12 protein-coding genes are annotated in these 15,851 nt (G+C 59.8%); all 12 read right to left on the bottom strand.

Features of this window, described 5'->3' with window-relative positions:
* Positions 1-25: 25 nt before the first annotated feature.
* Positions 26-553 (bottom strand): poly-beta-1,6-N-acetyl-D-glucosamine biosynthesis protein PgaD, encoded by a 528-nt coding sequence (gene pgaD / locus CKW26_RS00140; protein WP_095047043.1) that lies wholly within the window; start codon positions 551-553, stop codon positions 26-28.
* Positions 550-1,905 carry a poly-beta-1,6-N-acetyl-D-glucosamine synthase gene (pgaC, locus tag CKW26_RS00135; protein ID WP_095047042.1) on the bottom strand — a complete coding sequence of 452 codons (1,356 nt, stop codon included), beginning with the start codon at positions 1,903-1,905 and terminating at the stop codon, positions 550-552. Before pgaC ends, pgaD begins: the two co-directional genes overlap by 4 nt.
* A gap of 1 nt (position 1,906) precedes the next feature.
* On the bottom strand, positions 1,907-3,904 hold the full coding sequence (pgaB, locus tag CKW26_RS00130) for a poly-beta-1,6-N-acetyl-D-glucosamine N-deacetylase PgaB (RefSeq protein ID WP_095047041.1): 1,998 nt from the start codon (positions 3,902-3,904) through the stop codon (positions 1,907-1,909).
* A 12-nt stretch (positions 3,905-3,916) separates the two neighbouring features.
* A complete protein-coding gene (pgaA, locus tag CKW26_RS00125) occupies positions 3,917-6,397 on the bottom strand; it encodes a poly-beta-1,6 N-acetyl-D-glucosamine export porin PgaA (RefSeq protein WP_095047040.1) in 2,481 nt (826 codons plus the stop codon).
* Positions 6,398-6,647: 250 nt separating this feature from the next.
* The gene (locus CKW26_RS00120) at positions 6,648-8,153 is read right to left on the bottom strand and encodes a YdgA family protein (RefSeq protein ID WP_095047039.1); all 1,506 of its coding nucleotides are present in this window, start codon (positions 8,151-8,153) and stop codon (positions 6,648-6,650) included.
* 292 nt (positions 8,154-8,445) lie between these two features.
* The gene (locus tag CKW26_RS00115; protein WP_095047038.1) at positions 8,446-9,081 is read right to left on the bottom strand and encodes an NADH:ubiquinone oxidoreductase subunit N; all 636 of its coding nucleotides are present in this window, start codon (positions 9,079-9,081) and stop codon (positions 8,446-8,448) included.
* A gap of 93 nt (positions 9,082-9,174) precedes the next feature.
* Positions 9,175-10,617, bottom strand: coding sequence for an efflux transporter outer membrane subunit (locus CKW26_RS00110; protein WP_095047037.1), 1,443 nt, complete (start codon positions 10,615-10,617; stop codon positions 9,175-9,177).
* Positions 10,614-11,516 (bottom strand): HlyD family secretion protein, encoded by a 903-nt coding sequence (locus CKW26_RS00105; protein ID WP_064389057.1) that lies wholly within the window; start codon positions 11,514-11,516, stop codon positions 10,614-10,616. Before CKW26_RS00105 ends, CKW26_RS00110 begins: the two co-directional genes overlap by 4 nt.
* Entirely contained in the window at positions 11,513-11,722 is a 210-nt protein-coding gene (locus CKW26_RS00100) for a DUF1656 domain-containing protein (RefSeq protein WP_007917703.1), read from the bottom strand. Before CKW26_RS00100 ends, CKW26_RS00105 begins: the two co-directional genes overlap by 4 nt.
* Positions 11,719-13,782, bottom strand: coding sequence for an FUSC family protein (locus CKW26_RS00095; protein WP_095047036.1), 2,064 nt, complete (start codon positions 13,780-13,782; stop codon positions 11,719-11,721). The genes CKW26_RS00100 and CKW26_RS00095 overlap by 4 nt, the downstream gene beginning before the upstream one ends.
* Positions 13,779-14,207: a MarR family winged helix-turn-helix transcriptional regulator gene (locus CKW26_RS00090; protein ID WP_093440308.1), complete on the bottom strand. Its 429-nt coding sequence runs from the start codon at positions 14,205-14,207 to the stop codon at positions 13,779-13,781. The genes CKW26_RS00095 and CKW26_RS00090 overlap by 4 nt, the downstream gene beginning before the upstream one ends.
* Positions 14,208-14,324: 117 nt before the next feature.
* Positions 14,325-15,815: a Fic family protein gene (locus tag CKW26_RS00085; protein ID WP_095047035.1), complete on the bottom strand. Its 1,491-nt coding sequence runs from the start codon at positions 15,813-15,815 to the stop codon at positions 14,325-14,327.
* Between the last annotated feature and the right edge of the window lie 36 nt (positions 15,816-15,851).

Below are 15,851 nucleotides of genomic sequence, written 5' to 3'. Positions count from 1 at the left end.
CCACGCGGAGCGTGGGAACGATTAGTTAACGGGGAAGGGGTTCGCGATTGTCGTCATCTTCAGCATGCAGAAAGATCACCCGCGGATGCTCCAGTGGTGCCAGCGGCGGTGGCAGTTCCTGCGGCTGAACCGGCCAGAAATGTGTCACCACATGGCTGATGTCACCCTCCTGATCGTTATGAATGGTCATCACCCCTGGCGTGCGCAACTTCTGAAAGCGGTCATCGCAGAGTTTGAAACTCTTGCTCAGCCCTTCATCGTCAATCACCGGCGATGGCAAGCGGCGCTGGGCGAAGCTGCGGCTTTTGCGCTGCTGATAGCGCGCCCAGGAAATCAGAATCACCGCGTTGACCAAGGCAATCCACAGATAAATCTGCAGGGTGCCCAGCGCGTCGAACGCCGATTTATCGAGCAGCGGCCCGCCCGCGTGAGTTTCGATCAGCGGCCATAAGCCACGGATCAGCAGAAACAGCAGGCCAACCCAGGCCACCACGGTGAGGATCACATCGATCACTACCAGAAAGGGCCGCTGGCGAGTCCGGATGATTTTCATTTGATGACCTCCTCTTCGTCGTCGCCGATCGGTTTGATGCCCCGATCAGGACTGACCCAACGCGCACGTTTCTGATGTTGACCGAACAGCACTTTGGGGAAGCTGACCAACGTGGTCAGCAGGCTGATTAGCCAGAACACCAACGGATACCAGACCACCCAGAACATCGTGCGGCCCAATCCCGGCTCATAGCGCCGATCGATGACGATGCTTACCGCGAACTGCACCAGGCAGACGAAGGCCAGCAGCAACCCGGTAAATGCCGGCGGCATCAGGTGATCCACCGCGATCGCCTCCGGCATGACCACAAATTTGCCCACGCCCCAGAAGATTACCGACAGCAGGAAGGTGAACGCCCAACCGGTCGACAGGCAGTATTCGAAGAGCAGCGGCCACAGGTAACGATGGCGGTACTGCCAGATGCCACGAATATTCTTGAACAGCACTTCGGCGCCGCCCTGCGCCCAGCGCAGTCGTTGCTTCCACAGACCGCCGAGGGTTTCCGGCATGAGGATCCAGCACAGCGCGCGTGGCTCGTAGAAGATGCTCCAGTGATCCAGTTGCAGCTTCCAGCTGATATCGATGTCTTCGGTGATCATGTCCGGGCTCCAGTAACCGACGCGGTTCAACGCGGTACGGCGGAACGCGACGATCACCCCGGAGACGGTAAAAATCCGCCCGAATACCCGTTGCGTGCGCTTGATCAAGCCGATGATCGATGAGAACTCACCGACCTGCACCCGCCCGACCAGCGTCGAGCGCGTTCGGATCCGCGGGTTACCGGTCACCGCGCCAAGGCGTGCGTTATCCAGCATCGGCGCGACCAGATACGCCGCGGTGTTCGGCGCCAGCAACGCATCACCATCGATGCACACCAGATACTCACTACGCGCAGCGATCGCCCCCATACGCAGCGCGACAGCCTTGCCCTGGTTTTCCGCCAGATGCAGCACGCGCAAACGTGGATCTTCCTTGGCCAGCGCATCGAGCACTTCGGCGGTGTTGTCCTTCGAGCCGTCGTTGATCGCGATAACTTCGATGTTCGGATAATGCTGGGCCAGCGCCGCATGGATGGTGTCGGCAGCGTTGTCACCTTCGTTGTAGCAAGGAATCAGGATCGAGATCAGCGGCTCGCCTTCCAGTGGCGGCGGCAGGGTGTCGTCCTGCCATGGCCAGTGGCGCTCCCAGTGCAGCCAGAAATACAGGCCGCCGGCAATCCACAACCCGGACATGAACAGCGGGTAGAAGAACACGAAGTCCATCAGGAACTGCCCGGTGACCAGGAAGATCAGCCCCAGCGGCACGCCGAGGACGAGCGCCAGAACAAGCAGGGCTAACAGTCTATCCAGCATGTTATGGATTCCATTTGTTGGAGAGTGCAGGCCTTACGGTTTTCAGGTCCGGCAGGTTGTCGAGGAAGTTGTCCGGGTAGTAACCGAAACTGGTCGCGCCCTGACGCTTGAGGCGGCCCATCCAGTCCGCCAGATGTGCGCCGTCGATGTCGGCCTGATCCTTTTTCGTCCAGTCGCGTGCCTGCAATTCGAACACCGTACGATCCAGCGCGCCGGGGCGTTTCCTGACTGTAGCCACCAACGCTTCCAGCCACGGGCCGGACTCTGCCTGGGTCTGTTTTTCCATCAGCGGCATGGCCATCGGCGCGGTCCAGTCGTAGGTCTGCAAGAAGTCATCGAGGTTCTGTGCGTACCATGCTTCGCTCTCGGGATTGAGCATTGGCTCGGCGAAAATATTGCGTGCGGTCAGCACCTGCGGGCCGCGGATCGCACGGACTTTGACGGTCAGCTCGTTGGTGAAGTCAATGAGGTATTGGCTCTTGAAGCGCGTCCAGCGCTGCATCGCTGCCGGATCGTCGCGCAATGCTGCAATCGAACCCGGCAAGCCGTGGGCAGCGTAGGCTTTCAGGGCTTCAGGGCCGGCATCTTCGAAATCCGACAGTACGGCGTCGTCGTGGTAAAGAATGCCGTTGACCGAGGTCAGGCGCGCCACGTCTTCGTAGATTTCACCGATGATCCGTCGCACTTCAGGATCGAACGGCGACAAGCGTTGGTACTGATCCGGATCCACCGAGGTGATGCCGGTTTTCGGGTCCCAACGGGTCACGCGCGGCAGTTTCGAGTCGAGACCAAAACTCAGCACCGGCATCCACGCGAAGACCTTCACGTTAGCGCGGGTACGTAGTTGCCAGGCGACGCGGTTAAAAATATCCGCACGCACCGGCAAGTGACGGTTGGGGAAGTACAGCGAATGCACCAGGCCATCGCCCTTGGGATCGGCGAAGGCTTGCAGGAACACCGTGTTGGCGCCCAAGTCAGCGATGCGCTGCACCAGTTTTCCGAGGTTGATGTCCTGCTGCGCCGGATCCGGGTCGTAAACGTTGTCCAGATCAACATGCACAACGCGCATGACGAAATCCGACTGCACGTCGACGATACTGTTGGCGAAACGCTCGCCGTCAGGATCCGAAGCAACGAGAAAGCGCGGGCTGCTCATCAGGTTGTCGAGGGCGTCGAGACCGTCTTCGAGGGTCAGGGCCATTTCGTAGCCCTCCTCGCCAACCACCGTCAGCGATGTGCCGTCCGCCGCGCCATACGGCCAGACCCAGACGCGTGGTTTCTTGCCGGTGACCTTGCGGATTTTTTCCGAGATGTTGTTCACGTCGGTGCGAATCCGTGCTTGGAATTCGGCCTCGGACTCATAACGTTTGGTCAGCGGATCATAGCGCCGGGTCGCGGCAGCAGGCTGCAGGTTGCCCTGCGGGTTGGCCAGGATCCCTTTGTGGTTGGCGTCGGTGTGCGCGGCAATTTCCACCAGACCGGATTGCGAGATTTCGCGAATCTGATCCCAGGTCAGGAAGTCGGAACGCGCACGCGGCGCACCGGCAAAATCCACCGGTTGATTGAGCGGCGTGTCGATCCAGCTGCCGACCGGTGCCAGCAGCGCGTGCCAGTTATAGGCGCGCAGCACCGGCAGTACGCGGGTGTAAAAGCTCGAATAGCCGTCGTCGAAGCTGAGCAGGATCGCTTTCGCCGGCAGCTCCGGGCCGCCCTTGCGCGCGGCCATGATCTGGTCGACGGTGACCGGTTTGTAGCCGTTCTCGCGCAACCACGCGAGCTGCTCGATCATGCGCTCGGTGCGCACCGCCACCACGGCCTGATCGGGATCGCGGTCTTCAACGTCGTGATAGGCAATGCCGAGCACGTGATTTTTCGGCCACGGTTTTTCGCTGGCCGCCAGCGGACGCTCGGATGGCGGCGCAAAGGCCGGAGCTTGCTGGGCGCAGGCGCTGACCAGCAGCGCTCCCAGCAGAAGGATGAAACGCGAAATCAAAGGCATCTTCAAACTCTTCTAGAAGCGGAAAGTGAGGTCGACGAGCAGACGCAGATCGGTCTCCCGATCACCGTCGTAAGGCCGGTTGATCACACTGAACAAACCGCCCACTTCGAACACGTCGTTCCAGGCGTAACGTTGGCCGTAACCGAGCAGGGCCATGCCGCCGGTGCCGTGCTCACGCTGGCTGTACGTGCCTGCTCCGGCTTGGAATTGTTGGCTCCAGGAGGTTTCGTAGCGGTGGTAGAGCACGTGATTGACGTTGACCAGCGGCATCACGCTGAAGTCGGATTTGGGGTTGAAGTACGGCACATCATCAGACTTGGAGTTGTGGCTGGTGCCGACCTCCAGACCGGCGTCGACCTGCACGTTCGGCGCGCTGTAGACGCCCTCACGGCCGGTGAGCAAGGCTTCGACTCGGTTGTTACCGTCGCTGAAGTGCGACGGGCTCACCGACAGGCGCCATTCGCGGCTTTCGTTGGCGCGCCAGCGGATGAAACCGCTGCCGCCGTTGGCCTTGATGTCGCTGTTGAGCGCGCGCAATGGTGTCTCAGCCGAGAGGTATTCGAGGCTGCCGCCGTACTGCCAATGGTCGTTGATGTCGCGGGCGATCGCCAGCCGCGCGCCCTGTTTGTCGCCGAAACCGTAATCGTGATTGGACACTTCGGCTTCAAGGGTCATGTCACGAGTGCGGCGTTCCAGGCCAACACGCTGAAAGCGGTGGTGACCGGTGCCTTCGGCGAAGTCGCCGGTGGCATAACCGACCCCGGCGAACACGCGCCAGTCTTCATTGATGGGCGGGCTGTACAGGGTGGTCTGGATACCGAAATCGCGGCTGCCGCTGACAGCACCGGCATCACCGCTGCCACCACCGTTGGCCTTGCCGCCGTAGGCTTCGACGCGCAGCTCGGACATGTCGTGCACTTCGCGCTCACGGGCCAGACGCTGTACCTGGCGGTTATCCGGATAACGGGCGACGACGTCGTCGGTCAGCGCATCCATTTGCCGCCATTCCTGTAATTCCATCGCGGTGTGGGCCTGGCCAATTTCCAGGCCCATGGCGCGTGGCACCATGCTCTCGGTTTCCTTGAGCTGCATTTCTGCGCGGCGCGGCCAGTTACGGGCCAGGTATAAATCGGCCTGAGCCAGACGCAAACCGACGTTACCCGGCGCCTGATCGACCAGCGTCTGCAAGCGCTCCCCACCGTGGGGCAAGTCAGCGCTGTAAGTGCCGGCCTGCGCCGCCAGTTGCTGGGCGTCCATCCATTCATCATTGGGGTTGCCGATCGGCAAGCCCTTGAGTTCGACACGCGGACGCTGGGACTTGGCGGCGTCCTCGGCGACTTTGCGCGCCTCATCAGCGCGGTCGCTTTCCAGCAGCGAGTAGTACAGCGCTGTGGTGTCTACGAGTCGGTCGCCGACATCGGCATCCGGCGCCGCAAGCACTTGGCGATACAAGTCCGTGGCGATTTCCGGCTGGCGTTGATCCAGATACGACGCCGCTACCCAACGCAGTGCGTAGGTCGGAATCTTCACGCCTTCGGCTTGCAGCTTTTGGTATTCAGTGATGACGTCGGCGGTGCGCGCCCGGGCCTTGAGCGCGCCCATGCGATCGATGCGCCAGCGAATCACGTCGTCGTGCGCCGTGGCATCCGGTGTCCAGGTGGCGAGCAGTTTGTCGTAATCGACCAGCGCTCGGTCGGCGATGACGTAGCGTTCTTTTTCGCTGCGGGTGGCGAGTTCGGCGAGGCGCACGCGCTCGGCGGCCAGATCACCTTCGAGGCGACGCAACGTGACCGGATCGATCAACCCCGGACGCTGATTGGCCAGACGCAGCGCCGGTTCCGGCAAACGCGCCTTTTGCAGGGCAACCACGTATTCGCGAGCGACTTCCGGCTTGCTGCCGGCGCGCTTGAAGGCCTGATCGTATTCGAACAGGGCATCGTAAGGTTTGTTGTCACGGGTCAGGGCATAGCCCAAGGCGAGACGGCGCGACGGATCATCGGGCTTGGCCGCGACCAGCGCTTTGGCGCGGATCACCGCTTCGTCGGGTTTACCGGCGTCAGCCTGAGTCAGGGCCAGGCCCAGTTGCAGGTCGGCGTTGTCCGGCTCCAGCGCCAAAGCCTTGTTGTAGACCTGCGTGGCTTGATCCCAACGTTTGAGATTGCGATAGGCGCGGGCGGTGGCGGTCAGCGCCTGCACCGGCAGCACACGGTCGCGGCCCTGGGTTTCATAGACTTGCACCACTTCGGCGTCGAGTCCGGCCCAACTGGCAATTTGCAGGTGATCGCTGATCTGCCCGGTGGTCGATTGGCCGGGTGGCACCTGCCGCAAAACCGTTAGCGCAGGCGTGGTTTGCCCGGCACGGGCGTCGCGCACCATTTGATCGTAGGGTGTGTCGGCAAACGCCAGTGCCGGCCAGAGCAACTGGCTGCACAGCGCGACTCGAAACAAAGGGCGTAAACCACGATGTAATACGGGAACATCAATACGCGGCATTCGTCAGCATCCTTACATGGCCAGCCGGGTCGCAATGCCCTCCTTGCCCATTCGTAACGGTGGCCGCCAATGCACATGCAACGGCCAAGCTTAGTCAGGCAGTTTTGCACGCAAGCGCAGAGCAATATCCAGAACACAATAATTGTTCAGAATCGTGCTGGCGGTTCAGTCAAAAACCCGAACGCCAGACAGCAAAACGCCCGGCGTCTGTGCGATACAGAGGCCGGGCGCTGCTATTAAGAACGCAGAATTACTGCACTTGCGTGACGCCTGCGAACTTGCTCATCAGGAAGCCGACGAACTGCTCGACGGTCATCTTCTGGCCGTTGAATTCGACCTGATTGGCGGCGTAATGCAGCTTGGTCACGACATTGGTGCCGTCGACGACGGCCAACTGCGAACCGACCGCCATGCCCGCAAACATGTCGGCCGCTTCCTTGGACTGATCGACGATGGCTTTGGCATCGGTCTGGCCGTCGAGTTGCGCCTGCACACTGAGCAGATCGACCAGCATCGGCTTGGACACCTGGATATTCAGATCCAGCAATGCAATCAGTTGTTTGCCCAGTTGATCCGGCGGCAAATCCATCGATTGCGGCTTGGTCAGGTCGATCACCAGATTGGCCTTGCTCTCGCCGTTGGCGGTGTTGAACGACAGGTTCTCCAGCGCAATCTGTGGGCCGGCGGCCAGCAATTTCTGCAGGTCGGCTTTGACCTGGGCGTTTTCAGCTTCGGTGAGGTTCAGCTCCGGCGCTGGCAAGCCTTGGGCTGCAGCCTCGGCCGCGGCTTTTTCATACGGCTGCAATTTAGTCTGGTAGATATGCATCAGAGACATGGTCGACGGGATGTCGAGGTTTTTCAGGCTCATGGCCATATTGGCCGAGCCGATTTTCTTGTCGTTGAGGCTGACTTCGCCAACCTTGTAATCGGCACGGCCAGAGGCATTGCTGCCGTTTTCTTCGGTGAGGTTCTTCATTTCGAAGTTCTTCACACCGAGCACCGATTGCTTGGTGCCGAAGGTGGTTTTGCTGTTGGTCAGCTCCAGAGTGTTTTCCCCGGTGTAGTAGCCGTAGCTGCTCTTGGCGAGGTTGCTGGCCAGGGTCAGACCGTTGAGCTCGACCTGCACCGGCGCCTGGTCTTCAGCCACAGTAACCAGTTTCAGGTTATCCATGTAGCCGTCTGCCTTGACCTTCTGCGCTTTGGCGTTAGCGGAGATGCTCATGGTCAGGCCGGAAAATTTCAGACTCGATTGCTCATCCAGCGCAGTTTCGAACGGCAGCAGGTCGAGAGTGCTGGTGGTGGACTCGTCGTAGCCGATGCTGGTCACGCCTTTGAGCGGCGCGGCGCCCTTGGTGGCGGCGAACCACTTCTCGGTAGCCGGATTCTTTTCCAGTTCGTAGTTGCTGGTGGCCATGACCGGCAGCCATTTCAGCGAAACCAGACGCGAGAACGGCAGCGGACCGTGTTCGATGTGGTCGACGAACAGCAGTTCGACCGGCGCATCACCGAACATCTCGCCTTCACCCTTGAGGCGATAGTGCGCGGTGCTGGTGAAGGTGTGGCGATCCAGCGACACCAGCTCCAGCGATGCGGTGCCGTTGGAGCCGGCCATCGCGGTTTGCAGCTCTTTGTTGGCGTTGCTGACGGCGTTGTTCAACACGCCTTCGATTTTGGTCCCGGTGTACCAGGCCCCGCCCGCGCTGATCGCGCCGATGGCAACAACAATTCCGAAGAGCACGCCTGCTGATTTATTCATGAATGACCTGATCGATTTCCGTGGCTGTGAGTGTGGTCGTCTTCCCTGAACCCGTGACCGGGTCGCGGCTCGACTGCGCTGAATTCAGCGGTGGAGATTAGCACCGGGCGCGTGAGCTGGCCCAATGTTTAAAGGTTAAAGAGTGTCTATGGGGGGAATGGACAGTCGACAGGTTGGAAGAGTTTCGGTGTTTTTCAGTCCGCCTTCGCGAGCAGGCTCGCTCCCACAAGGACAATACTGTACCTGTGGGAGCGAGCCTGCTCGCGAAGGGGCCAGATGATTCAGGCAAAAATCAGGAATACTGAACCTCGATCTCATCCAACTGATGATCAAAGCTTTTGAGCCGCGCGGTCCAGGTGTACACCAGCACTTCAAAGTCCCGATCGATCACCGCCCCGCCCGGCCCCTCGGCGCGCGGGTCGCAGAAATCCAGTTGATAACGCTCGCGGGCCATGGCTGTAGCGACATCGGACAATTCGCGGGCATTGTTGAGCCAGTGCCAGCCCTCGTCATCGATCTGCTTGTCGAGTTCCAGGCACTGCTTTTTCAGCGCTTCGAGACTTTTTTCCAGCGGCGTGCCGGTGAGTTCGCCCATGACTTCGGCGAAGGTGCGCCCCGGCTGCCAGTAACTGCCCCAGAAATACCGGTCGAACACGGTTTCGACCCGGCGCAGGGCGACTTTGATGTCCCAGATCAGCACCAGGGTCTTGCCCTGTTCAAGCTGCCGCTTCTTCACGCGTTGCACCTGAACCGACGCCCAGGCGACCACGACGATGGCCATGACCGCAATCAGCGCGACGGCGCTGTCGAGGAAAACCATGGCCTTGTCGATCTGGTGGGCCAGCATGATGCCGTAGAAATAGGTCGCCGAGAGCAGCACCAGCGCTGCGATGGCGCACCAGAAGCCGAGAGCGTAAGGGTTTTTCATTATTGGTTTCCCCTAGACCAGCGCTAGCAATGTGCGCTGAAAGGGCGCCTTGCTCGGGGCGCCCCTCCAACACTTCAAAGCATAGCAACGGCCTCAGGGTTTGCTGGGGCTTGCAGCGTGCGTTCGTCCGCTTTCCCAGCCGCCGCCCAAGGCGAGGAACAAATCGATCTGGCTCATCGCAACCTGGGTGTTGGCGGCGGCCAGTTGCGCGGTGACATCGGTGTAGGTGCGCGTTGCTTGCAGGTCGGCGAGGAACGACTCGCGGCCGGCCTGGAAGAAGCGGTGGGTTTGGTCCGCGGCCAGTTTCGCCGACTGCTCGGCATCGGCCAGCGCATCGCGGCGTTGCAGCAGCGCGCTGTACTGGGCCAGACCGGTCTGGGTTTCACGAATGGCGTTGAGCACCACGCCATCGAAGTGCGCCAGTGCGCCTTGGGTCGCCGCTTCTGCCTCGCGGATTCGAGCGCGGGCGCCGTTGGTCGGCACCTTCCAGCTCAGCGACGGGCCAAAGCCCCAGCGGTTGGTCGACGGATCACCCAAGTCATCGATGAGACCAACAGTGCCGATGGTCGCGCCGATACTGATGTCCGGATACAACTCGCCCGTGGCGACGCCGATCCCGGCGGTCGAAGCGGCCAGACGACGTTCGGCCTGGCGAATGTCCGGGCGACGTTTGAGCAGCGCAGCGCCATCGCCGACTGGCACCAGTTGAGCGATTTTCGGCAGTTCTGCGCAGGTGGCGGTACCGGCCGGCAATTGATCGACCGGTTTTGCCAGCAGCATCGACAGACGGAACAGCCCGGCCTGACGCGCCGCTTCATAGCGCGGCAGGTCGGCGCGCAGGGATTTGAATTGGGTTTGCGAACGGGTGACCTGGGTTTCGTCGCCACGTCCGGCGTCACGCAAACGCTGAATCAGCGTGGTGCTTTGCGATTGCAGGTCGAGGGAGTGCTGGGCAATTTCCCGTTCTTCGTTGGCCGCGCAGACTTGGGTGTAAGCGCGAACCACGTCCGCCACCAAGGTGATACGCGCCGTATCCGCTGCGGCTTGGGTCGCATCGGCATTGGCCTTTGCGCCTTCGATGCCGCGTTGCAAAGTGCCCCACAGATCGAACTGATAAGAAGCGCTGATGCCGATGTCGCCGACGTTATCGACCGGGACTTTTTCCGGCAGCAAGAATGCCTGACCAGACTCTTGCAAACGCTGCGCGCCCATCTTCACACCTGCGCTCCAGCCGCCCGCTGCTTCGGCCTCATCGACCTGAGCTCGAGCCCGTTGCAGGTTCGCCGCCGCGACGCGCAAATCGGTGTTGGAGGCCATGGCCTGCTGTACCAGTTGATCCAGCCGCGCATCCTTATAAAGACGCCACCAATCCGCTGGCACCGGCGCCGAGACGACCGGTTTTCCGGCAACCGCCAGTTCGCCCTGAAAATCCTTGCGCTGAACCGCTGCATCCTCAGGCACCTGATAGTCCGGCCCGACCATCTGACAGGCCGAGAGCATCACGCCCAACCCGGCGATCATCAGCGCCCTGCTCATTGCGCGGGCTCCTGCTTTTTATCGTCGACCTTTGAGTCTTCGATGATCGAAACGGTGGCAGTGCGCCCGGCAATCATGCGGAAATCTTCAGGCACATCATCAAAGGCGATCCGCACTGGAATCCGCTGCGCCAGCCGCACCCAGCTGAACGCCGGGTTGACGTTCGGCAACAGATTGCTGCCGCTGGTACGGTCGCGGTCTTCGATACCGGCGACGATGCTTTCAACATGCCCGCGCAGTTTGGCGCGGTCGCCGATCACACGAATATCCACCGACTGGCCAACATGAATGCCGTCGAGTTTGGTCTCTTCGAAATAGCCGTCGATGTGAAACGAATTGCTGTCGACCACCGACAACACCGGACGCCCGGCCGTGACGAACTCCTGCGGACGCGGCGCACGGTCGTTGACGTAGCCGTCCACCGGGCTGCGGATCACCGAGCGGTCGAGGTTGAGTTGGGCGCTGTCCACGGTGACCATGGCTTCGGCCAGCGCTGATTGCGCGCGGGCGACCTTCGACTGGCTTTCTTCCAGTTGCTCGGCCGGCACGAGGTTGCCGAGGCCACGGTTACGCTTGGCTTCGCGCTGGGCTTGAGCGAGGGTTTCTTCGCGATCAGCGACAGCCGCTTTGGCCTGACGCAGAGCCAGTTTGAAACGGTCCTGATCGATGCTGAACAGCACCTGGCCGCGTTTGATCAACTGGTTGTCTTTCACCTCAACCTGCTGGATCAACCCGGACACGTCCGGAGCGATCTGGATGATGTCGGCGCGAATGTGGCCGTCACGGGTCCACGGCGCAAACATGTAATACATCACCATGCGCCAGACGAGGACAACGGCAAAAGTCACGATCAGCAGGGTCAGTACCACGCGACCGATGGTCAAAAACGGTTTTTTCATGTCATCAGGTATCGACTGAGTGAGTCCACGCCGTACAGCAGTACCGCGTAGAGGGCCACGTTGAACAATGCCCGGTGCCAGACCAGACGGTAAAAGTGCACACGCGTAAGCACGGCATGCACCAGCAAAAACAGCACATAAGTGATGCCCATCAACACCAGCAGGGTCGGCAGGAAAATGCCGCTGATGTCCAGATCACCGATCATAGGGGCGCTCCATCGGGCAGCGGTTCTTCGGAGTCGGCACTGGCGACGAATTCGACGCCGGGCAACAGCGCCAGACGCAAACCGCTCAAGGCGTGCAGCAGGTTCAGACGGGTTTCATCGTCGCCGTGGCCATTGAGTGCGCGACGAGTGCGATCGAGGGTCATCAACAGCGGCGCTGGCGCCGGCAAGCGTTCGCCAGCCTTGAGGCAGGCGCGGAAATACTCGCCGACTTCACTGACCACTTGCTGCAACAGCGCGTTCGGCGCGCCGGTCACCCGTGGGGTGTAGGCGAGCAAATCGAGCAGGTTCAGGCCCACCCGCACTTCGCGCATGGCGATGCCGGTGTCCTGGCCGGTGAGGGCCAGACGCGGCAGGTGCTGCATCAGTCGATCGAGCAACTGCACGCCCAATTTGCGGTGTTCGGCAAGGTTGGCCGGTTCGGTCATGTCGACGATGTCTTTCCAGCTGAAGCGGGTCAGGCGTTTGGCCGCCAGTTCGGCGCCGAACGGGCGTGCAACCAGCGTCCATATAAACGCGAACAACAGCCCTAACGGACCCGCCAGGTTGGAGTTCACGAAGGCAAAAAAGTCCGCGTCGTAAGCCCCCTGAATACTGATGAATGAGGAGGTGTTAACCAGCGTCAGCAGCATGCCGAGGAAGAACCGCGGCTGCACCGTCAGGGTGCCGACGCAGATGAACGGGATGGAAAACGCCAGCACCAGCATCGGGAAGTCATGCAGGTTGGGCAGAATCAAAAACAGATAAAGGCTGGCGAACAATACCGACATGCCGGTCCAGAAAAAGAACCGGTAAATCTGCGGTGCCGGGTCGTCCATCGAAGCGAAGAAGCTACAGGCCACCGCGGCGAGAATCACCGCGCTGCCGCCGTCCGGCCAGCCGAGCAGAATCCACAGCACCGAGGCGGTAATGATCGCCAGAACGGTCGAGGCCGCCGAGTAGAGCATCAGCCCACGATCAATGAACGGCGTCAGACGACCGAGGCGCCAGTGACGGTAGACCGCGCGCCAGCTGTCCTGGCGCTCGCAGAGAATCGCGTCTTGCAGACTGCGGCAGTCCTGCCATAAATCGATGAATTCGCCGAGGCGATAAATCGAGTTGGAGAACAGCAGTTGTTTGCGGTCTTGCAGTGCTTCGGCACTCGGTTGCAGGGCTTCGAGCTGATCTTTCAGCGCTTGCCAGCGGTCGAGATCGGCGTCCTGATGAGCGAGCCATTCACGGGTTGCAGCCAGCAGCGGTTCGAACTTTTCCACCAGTTCCGGCGTGCGCCGTTCGAGGGCGTAGAGCGAATCTTCCAGCGCATCGATCACCGGTAATAGATGAATCATGCGCCCGCGCAATTCCTTGGTGTTGCGCACGGTTTGCGGTCGCGCGCCTTCGTGGGGCAACTGGCCGATCATCAATTCGAGGCTGTTGAAGTTGGCAACCATGGCCATGCGCAGCGCAGTGACTTCTTCGGGCTGCACGTCGCGACTGAGGAATTTCAGGCTATAGGTCGTTGCGTCGGCGAACCACTTGCTCACGGCATCGTTGAACACCGGGGCCAGACGACGCGGCCAGAACATCGCACCAACCACGGCGGCGACAGCGATGCCGAGGAAAATCTCTTCGGTGCGCGCCTCTGCTACGTCCCACACCGCCAGCGGGTTATCCACCACCGGCAAGGCAATCAGCGGCAGGGTGTAACCGGCGAGCATCAATGCATAGTTGTTGGCCGTGCGCAGTTGCAGGGACAGGAACAACAAAATGCCCGTCCACAGCGCGATGACTACCACCAGCACATACGGGCTCTGCACGAACATCGGCACGAAAAAAACCGCCGCCGCGGCACCGAGAAAAGTCCCGATGGCGCGGTATAAGGCCTTGGAACTGGTCGGCCCGAGAAACGGGCTGGAAACGATATACACCGTGGCCATCGCCCAATATGGACGCGGCATTTGCATGAGCAAGGCGATGTACAGCGCGATCATCGACGCTGCAAAAGTTCGCACCCCATAAAACCAGTCACGGGCCGGCGGGATGCCAGAGAAAAAACCGTTCAAGAATTGACCACCAAAGGCGGGCTGGCCGCCTCAAAAGCTCTGAGTACCCGAAGCGTAGCTTCCAGATCGCTTTGCTCGATGCCTTCGAGCACCTCATGACGCAAGCGCACCAGTTCGATCTCGACAGCCTGCACCAGTTCACGCCCGGTGTCGGTCAGGCTCAGGCATTTGGCCCGGCGATCCTGGGCATCTTCGGTGCGGCAGACGTAGCCGGAATGGCAGAGCTGATCGAGCAGACGCACCAGCGACGGACTCTCCATCCCGGCCGCCTGCGCCACTCGCACCTGGCGCACGCCCTCGCCCAAGCGGCCGATCATCAACAGCGGCACGGCGCAGGCTTCGGAGATTCCATAGTTGACCAGCGTGGTCTGGCAGATCTTCCGCCAATGCCTGGCGGCTACCACCATGGCACTGCTGATGTTCATCTGGAGAGCGTCGAGATCGTTCGGCAAGGGGAGATGCACACTGTTAGTTTGCTAACTATCAATATCGCATTGGAGGGGAATTTCAGTCAAGTTTTGAAACAAATTGCCTGTTCAGGGTTAGCCTACCGAATCGAAATCACCCGCTATCTGCTCAATGAAATCGAAAACCTCCTCCGGCACGCTGAACTGGAACTGCTTACGTCGATGCTTTGAAACTTTGTTACCGTTATCCAGACACATCATTACCAGTTTCGAGAGGTCGCTCCCCCGTACGTCAAAACGCCCATTCACCTCTTTGATGACGTAGTCGTATTTTTCAAGAAACTCGGTCTCCTCGCGCAGCTCCACTTCCAATGCTCGCAAGGCCATCTGCAAGGTAAATTCTGCACATTGAGTCCCGTCCCAGAATCGATAGATTGAGTCGTGCCCAATAAAATCGAAAGCCATCTGATCAGCGTCCAGCCAAGTGACATTCCAGAACTCTCTTGCTGGTTTCGAGAACTCCTTTAACGCTTCGAGATAGCCAGACTCTTCGTGTTTCATCGCTACGGAAACCGGTAACAACAAACCATTTTTTAGAGCGCCAGAGTGGCAAAGCGTCTGGTGAATCAGGAAACGTGAAAGTCGACCATTGCCATCCATGAACGGGTGAAGAAAGACAAACCCGAAAGCCACAACCGCTGCAGCTATCAACGGATCAACCTGCTTGGCTGAGTGATTGGCAAAACTCATCAACTCGTCCATCAACTCCCTGCACAATTGCGGTGGAGGCGGGACATAGCTGACGCCAGCTGCGCCTCTCAAGCCGTTGTGTAAATGGTTCTGTTCATGACGGAAAAGCACAGCTTTATCGAAAGGATTGGAAACCGTACTGTTCTGCAACTCGACCAAATAGTCTTCGCTCAACTCTGTTCGCTCATGGGCTTGGCGGAGAAGCCGAACAAAACGGCGCGACTTTTCTTCGTTGGGCTCTTCTTTCTCAATGGCGAAAGAATCGCGGGTCTCATGCAGATAGGCCCAATTGATTGCCCGATCCATCATTTCCGGCGGCAACGTCGCCATAAAAGCCTGGACTCGACCAAGGATGTCCAGATCAAGCAGCGCCTGCAGCTCCGTCGTACGCTCGACTGTGGCGCAGTAACGCATTGACCCCAACCCGTTAAAATCTACCCGCCAACGACTATTTCGAATTGCAGGCCCGGTGACATAACGCTTGGGATCAAACAAAGCGACAACGTTGCCCCGAACCGGTACGGAATATTCCAGCTGTTTGCCCGTGAAACTTTCCCAAAGAAAACAGGCCTTGCGGATAAATACCCCGTTAGGTGATCGGCTCAACTCACCTAGCAACTCGTCCGCTTCAACGGTTTCAAGCGCCTGAGCAAGAATGCACAGGTTTATTCCCTCATGCTTCAGAGCAAACAAGATGTGCTCAAGTGTCGAACCCTGTGCCGGCGCGACGCCGTTTGGAACCGCTAGACACTCACCGATCAAGGTAATCCGGGTAACCGGTTTGATCATCGCAATGCGCTTGGGGGCAAATGCATTAAGCTTCAGCGCATCACGCAGGTGGGCATATCCAACAGTTGGCATCGTCATCGTCCACATAAAAAATTCACTGAGACGATTAAAGCCCAGTTTTTT

The sequence above is a fragment of the Pseudomonas sp. Irchel s3h9 genome, from assembly GCF_900187475.1.
GTDB lineage: Bacteria > Pseudomonadota > Gammaproteobacteria > Pseudomonadales > Pseudomonadaceae > Aquipseudomonas > Aquipseudomonas neuropathica.
This window is presented reverse-complemented; position numbering and strand designations above follow the sequence as displayed.

Coding starts and splice junctions, on each gene's coding strand:
- pgaD (WP_095047043.1), bottom strand. CDS start 553: ATGAAAATCATCCGGACTCGCCAGCGGCCCTTTCTGGTAGTGATCGAT.
- pgaC (WP_095047042.1), bottom strand. CDS start 1,905: ATGCTGGATAGACTGTTAGCCCTGCTTGTTCTGGCGCTCGTCCTCGGC.
- pgaB (WP_095047041.1), bottom strand. CDS start 3,904: ATGCCTTTGATTTCGCGTTTCATCCTTCTGCTGGGAGCGCTGCTGGTC.
- pgaA (WP_095047040.1), bottom strand. CDS start 6,397: ATGCCGCGTATTGATGTTCCCGTATTACATCGTGGTTTACGCCCTTTG.
- CKW26_RS00120 (WP_095047039.1), bottom strand. CDS start 8,153: ATGAATAAATCAGCAGGCGTGCTCTTCGGAATTGTTGTTGCCATCGGC.
- CKW26_RS00115 (WP_095047038.1), bottom strand. CDS start 9,081: ATGAAAAACCCTTACGCTCTCGGCTTCTGGTGCGCCATCGCAGCGCTG.
- CKW26_RS00110 (WP_095047037.1), bottom strand. CDS start 10,617: ATGAGCAGGGCGCTGATGATCGCCGGGTTGGGCGTGATGCTCTCGGCC.
- CKW26_RS00105 (WP_064389057.1), bottom strand. CDS start 11,516: ATGAAAAAACCGTTTTTGACCATCGGTCGCGTGGTACTGACCCTGCTG.
- CKW26_RS00100 (WP_007917703.1), bottom strand. CDS start 11,722: ATGATCGGTGATCTGGACATCAGCGGCATTTTCCTGCCGACCCTGCTG.
- CKW26_RS00090 (WP_093440308.1), bottom strand. CDS start 14,207: ATGAACATCAGCAGTGCCATGGTGGTAGCCGCCAGGCATTGGCGGAAG.
- CKW26_RS00085 (WP_095047035.1), bottom strand. CDS start 15,815: ATGTGGACGATGACGATGCCAACTGTTGGATATGCCCACCTGCGTGAT.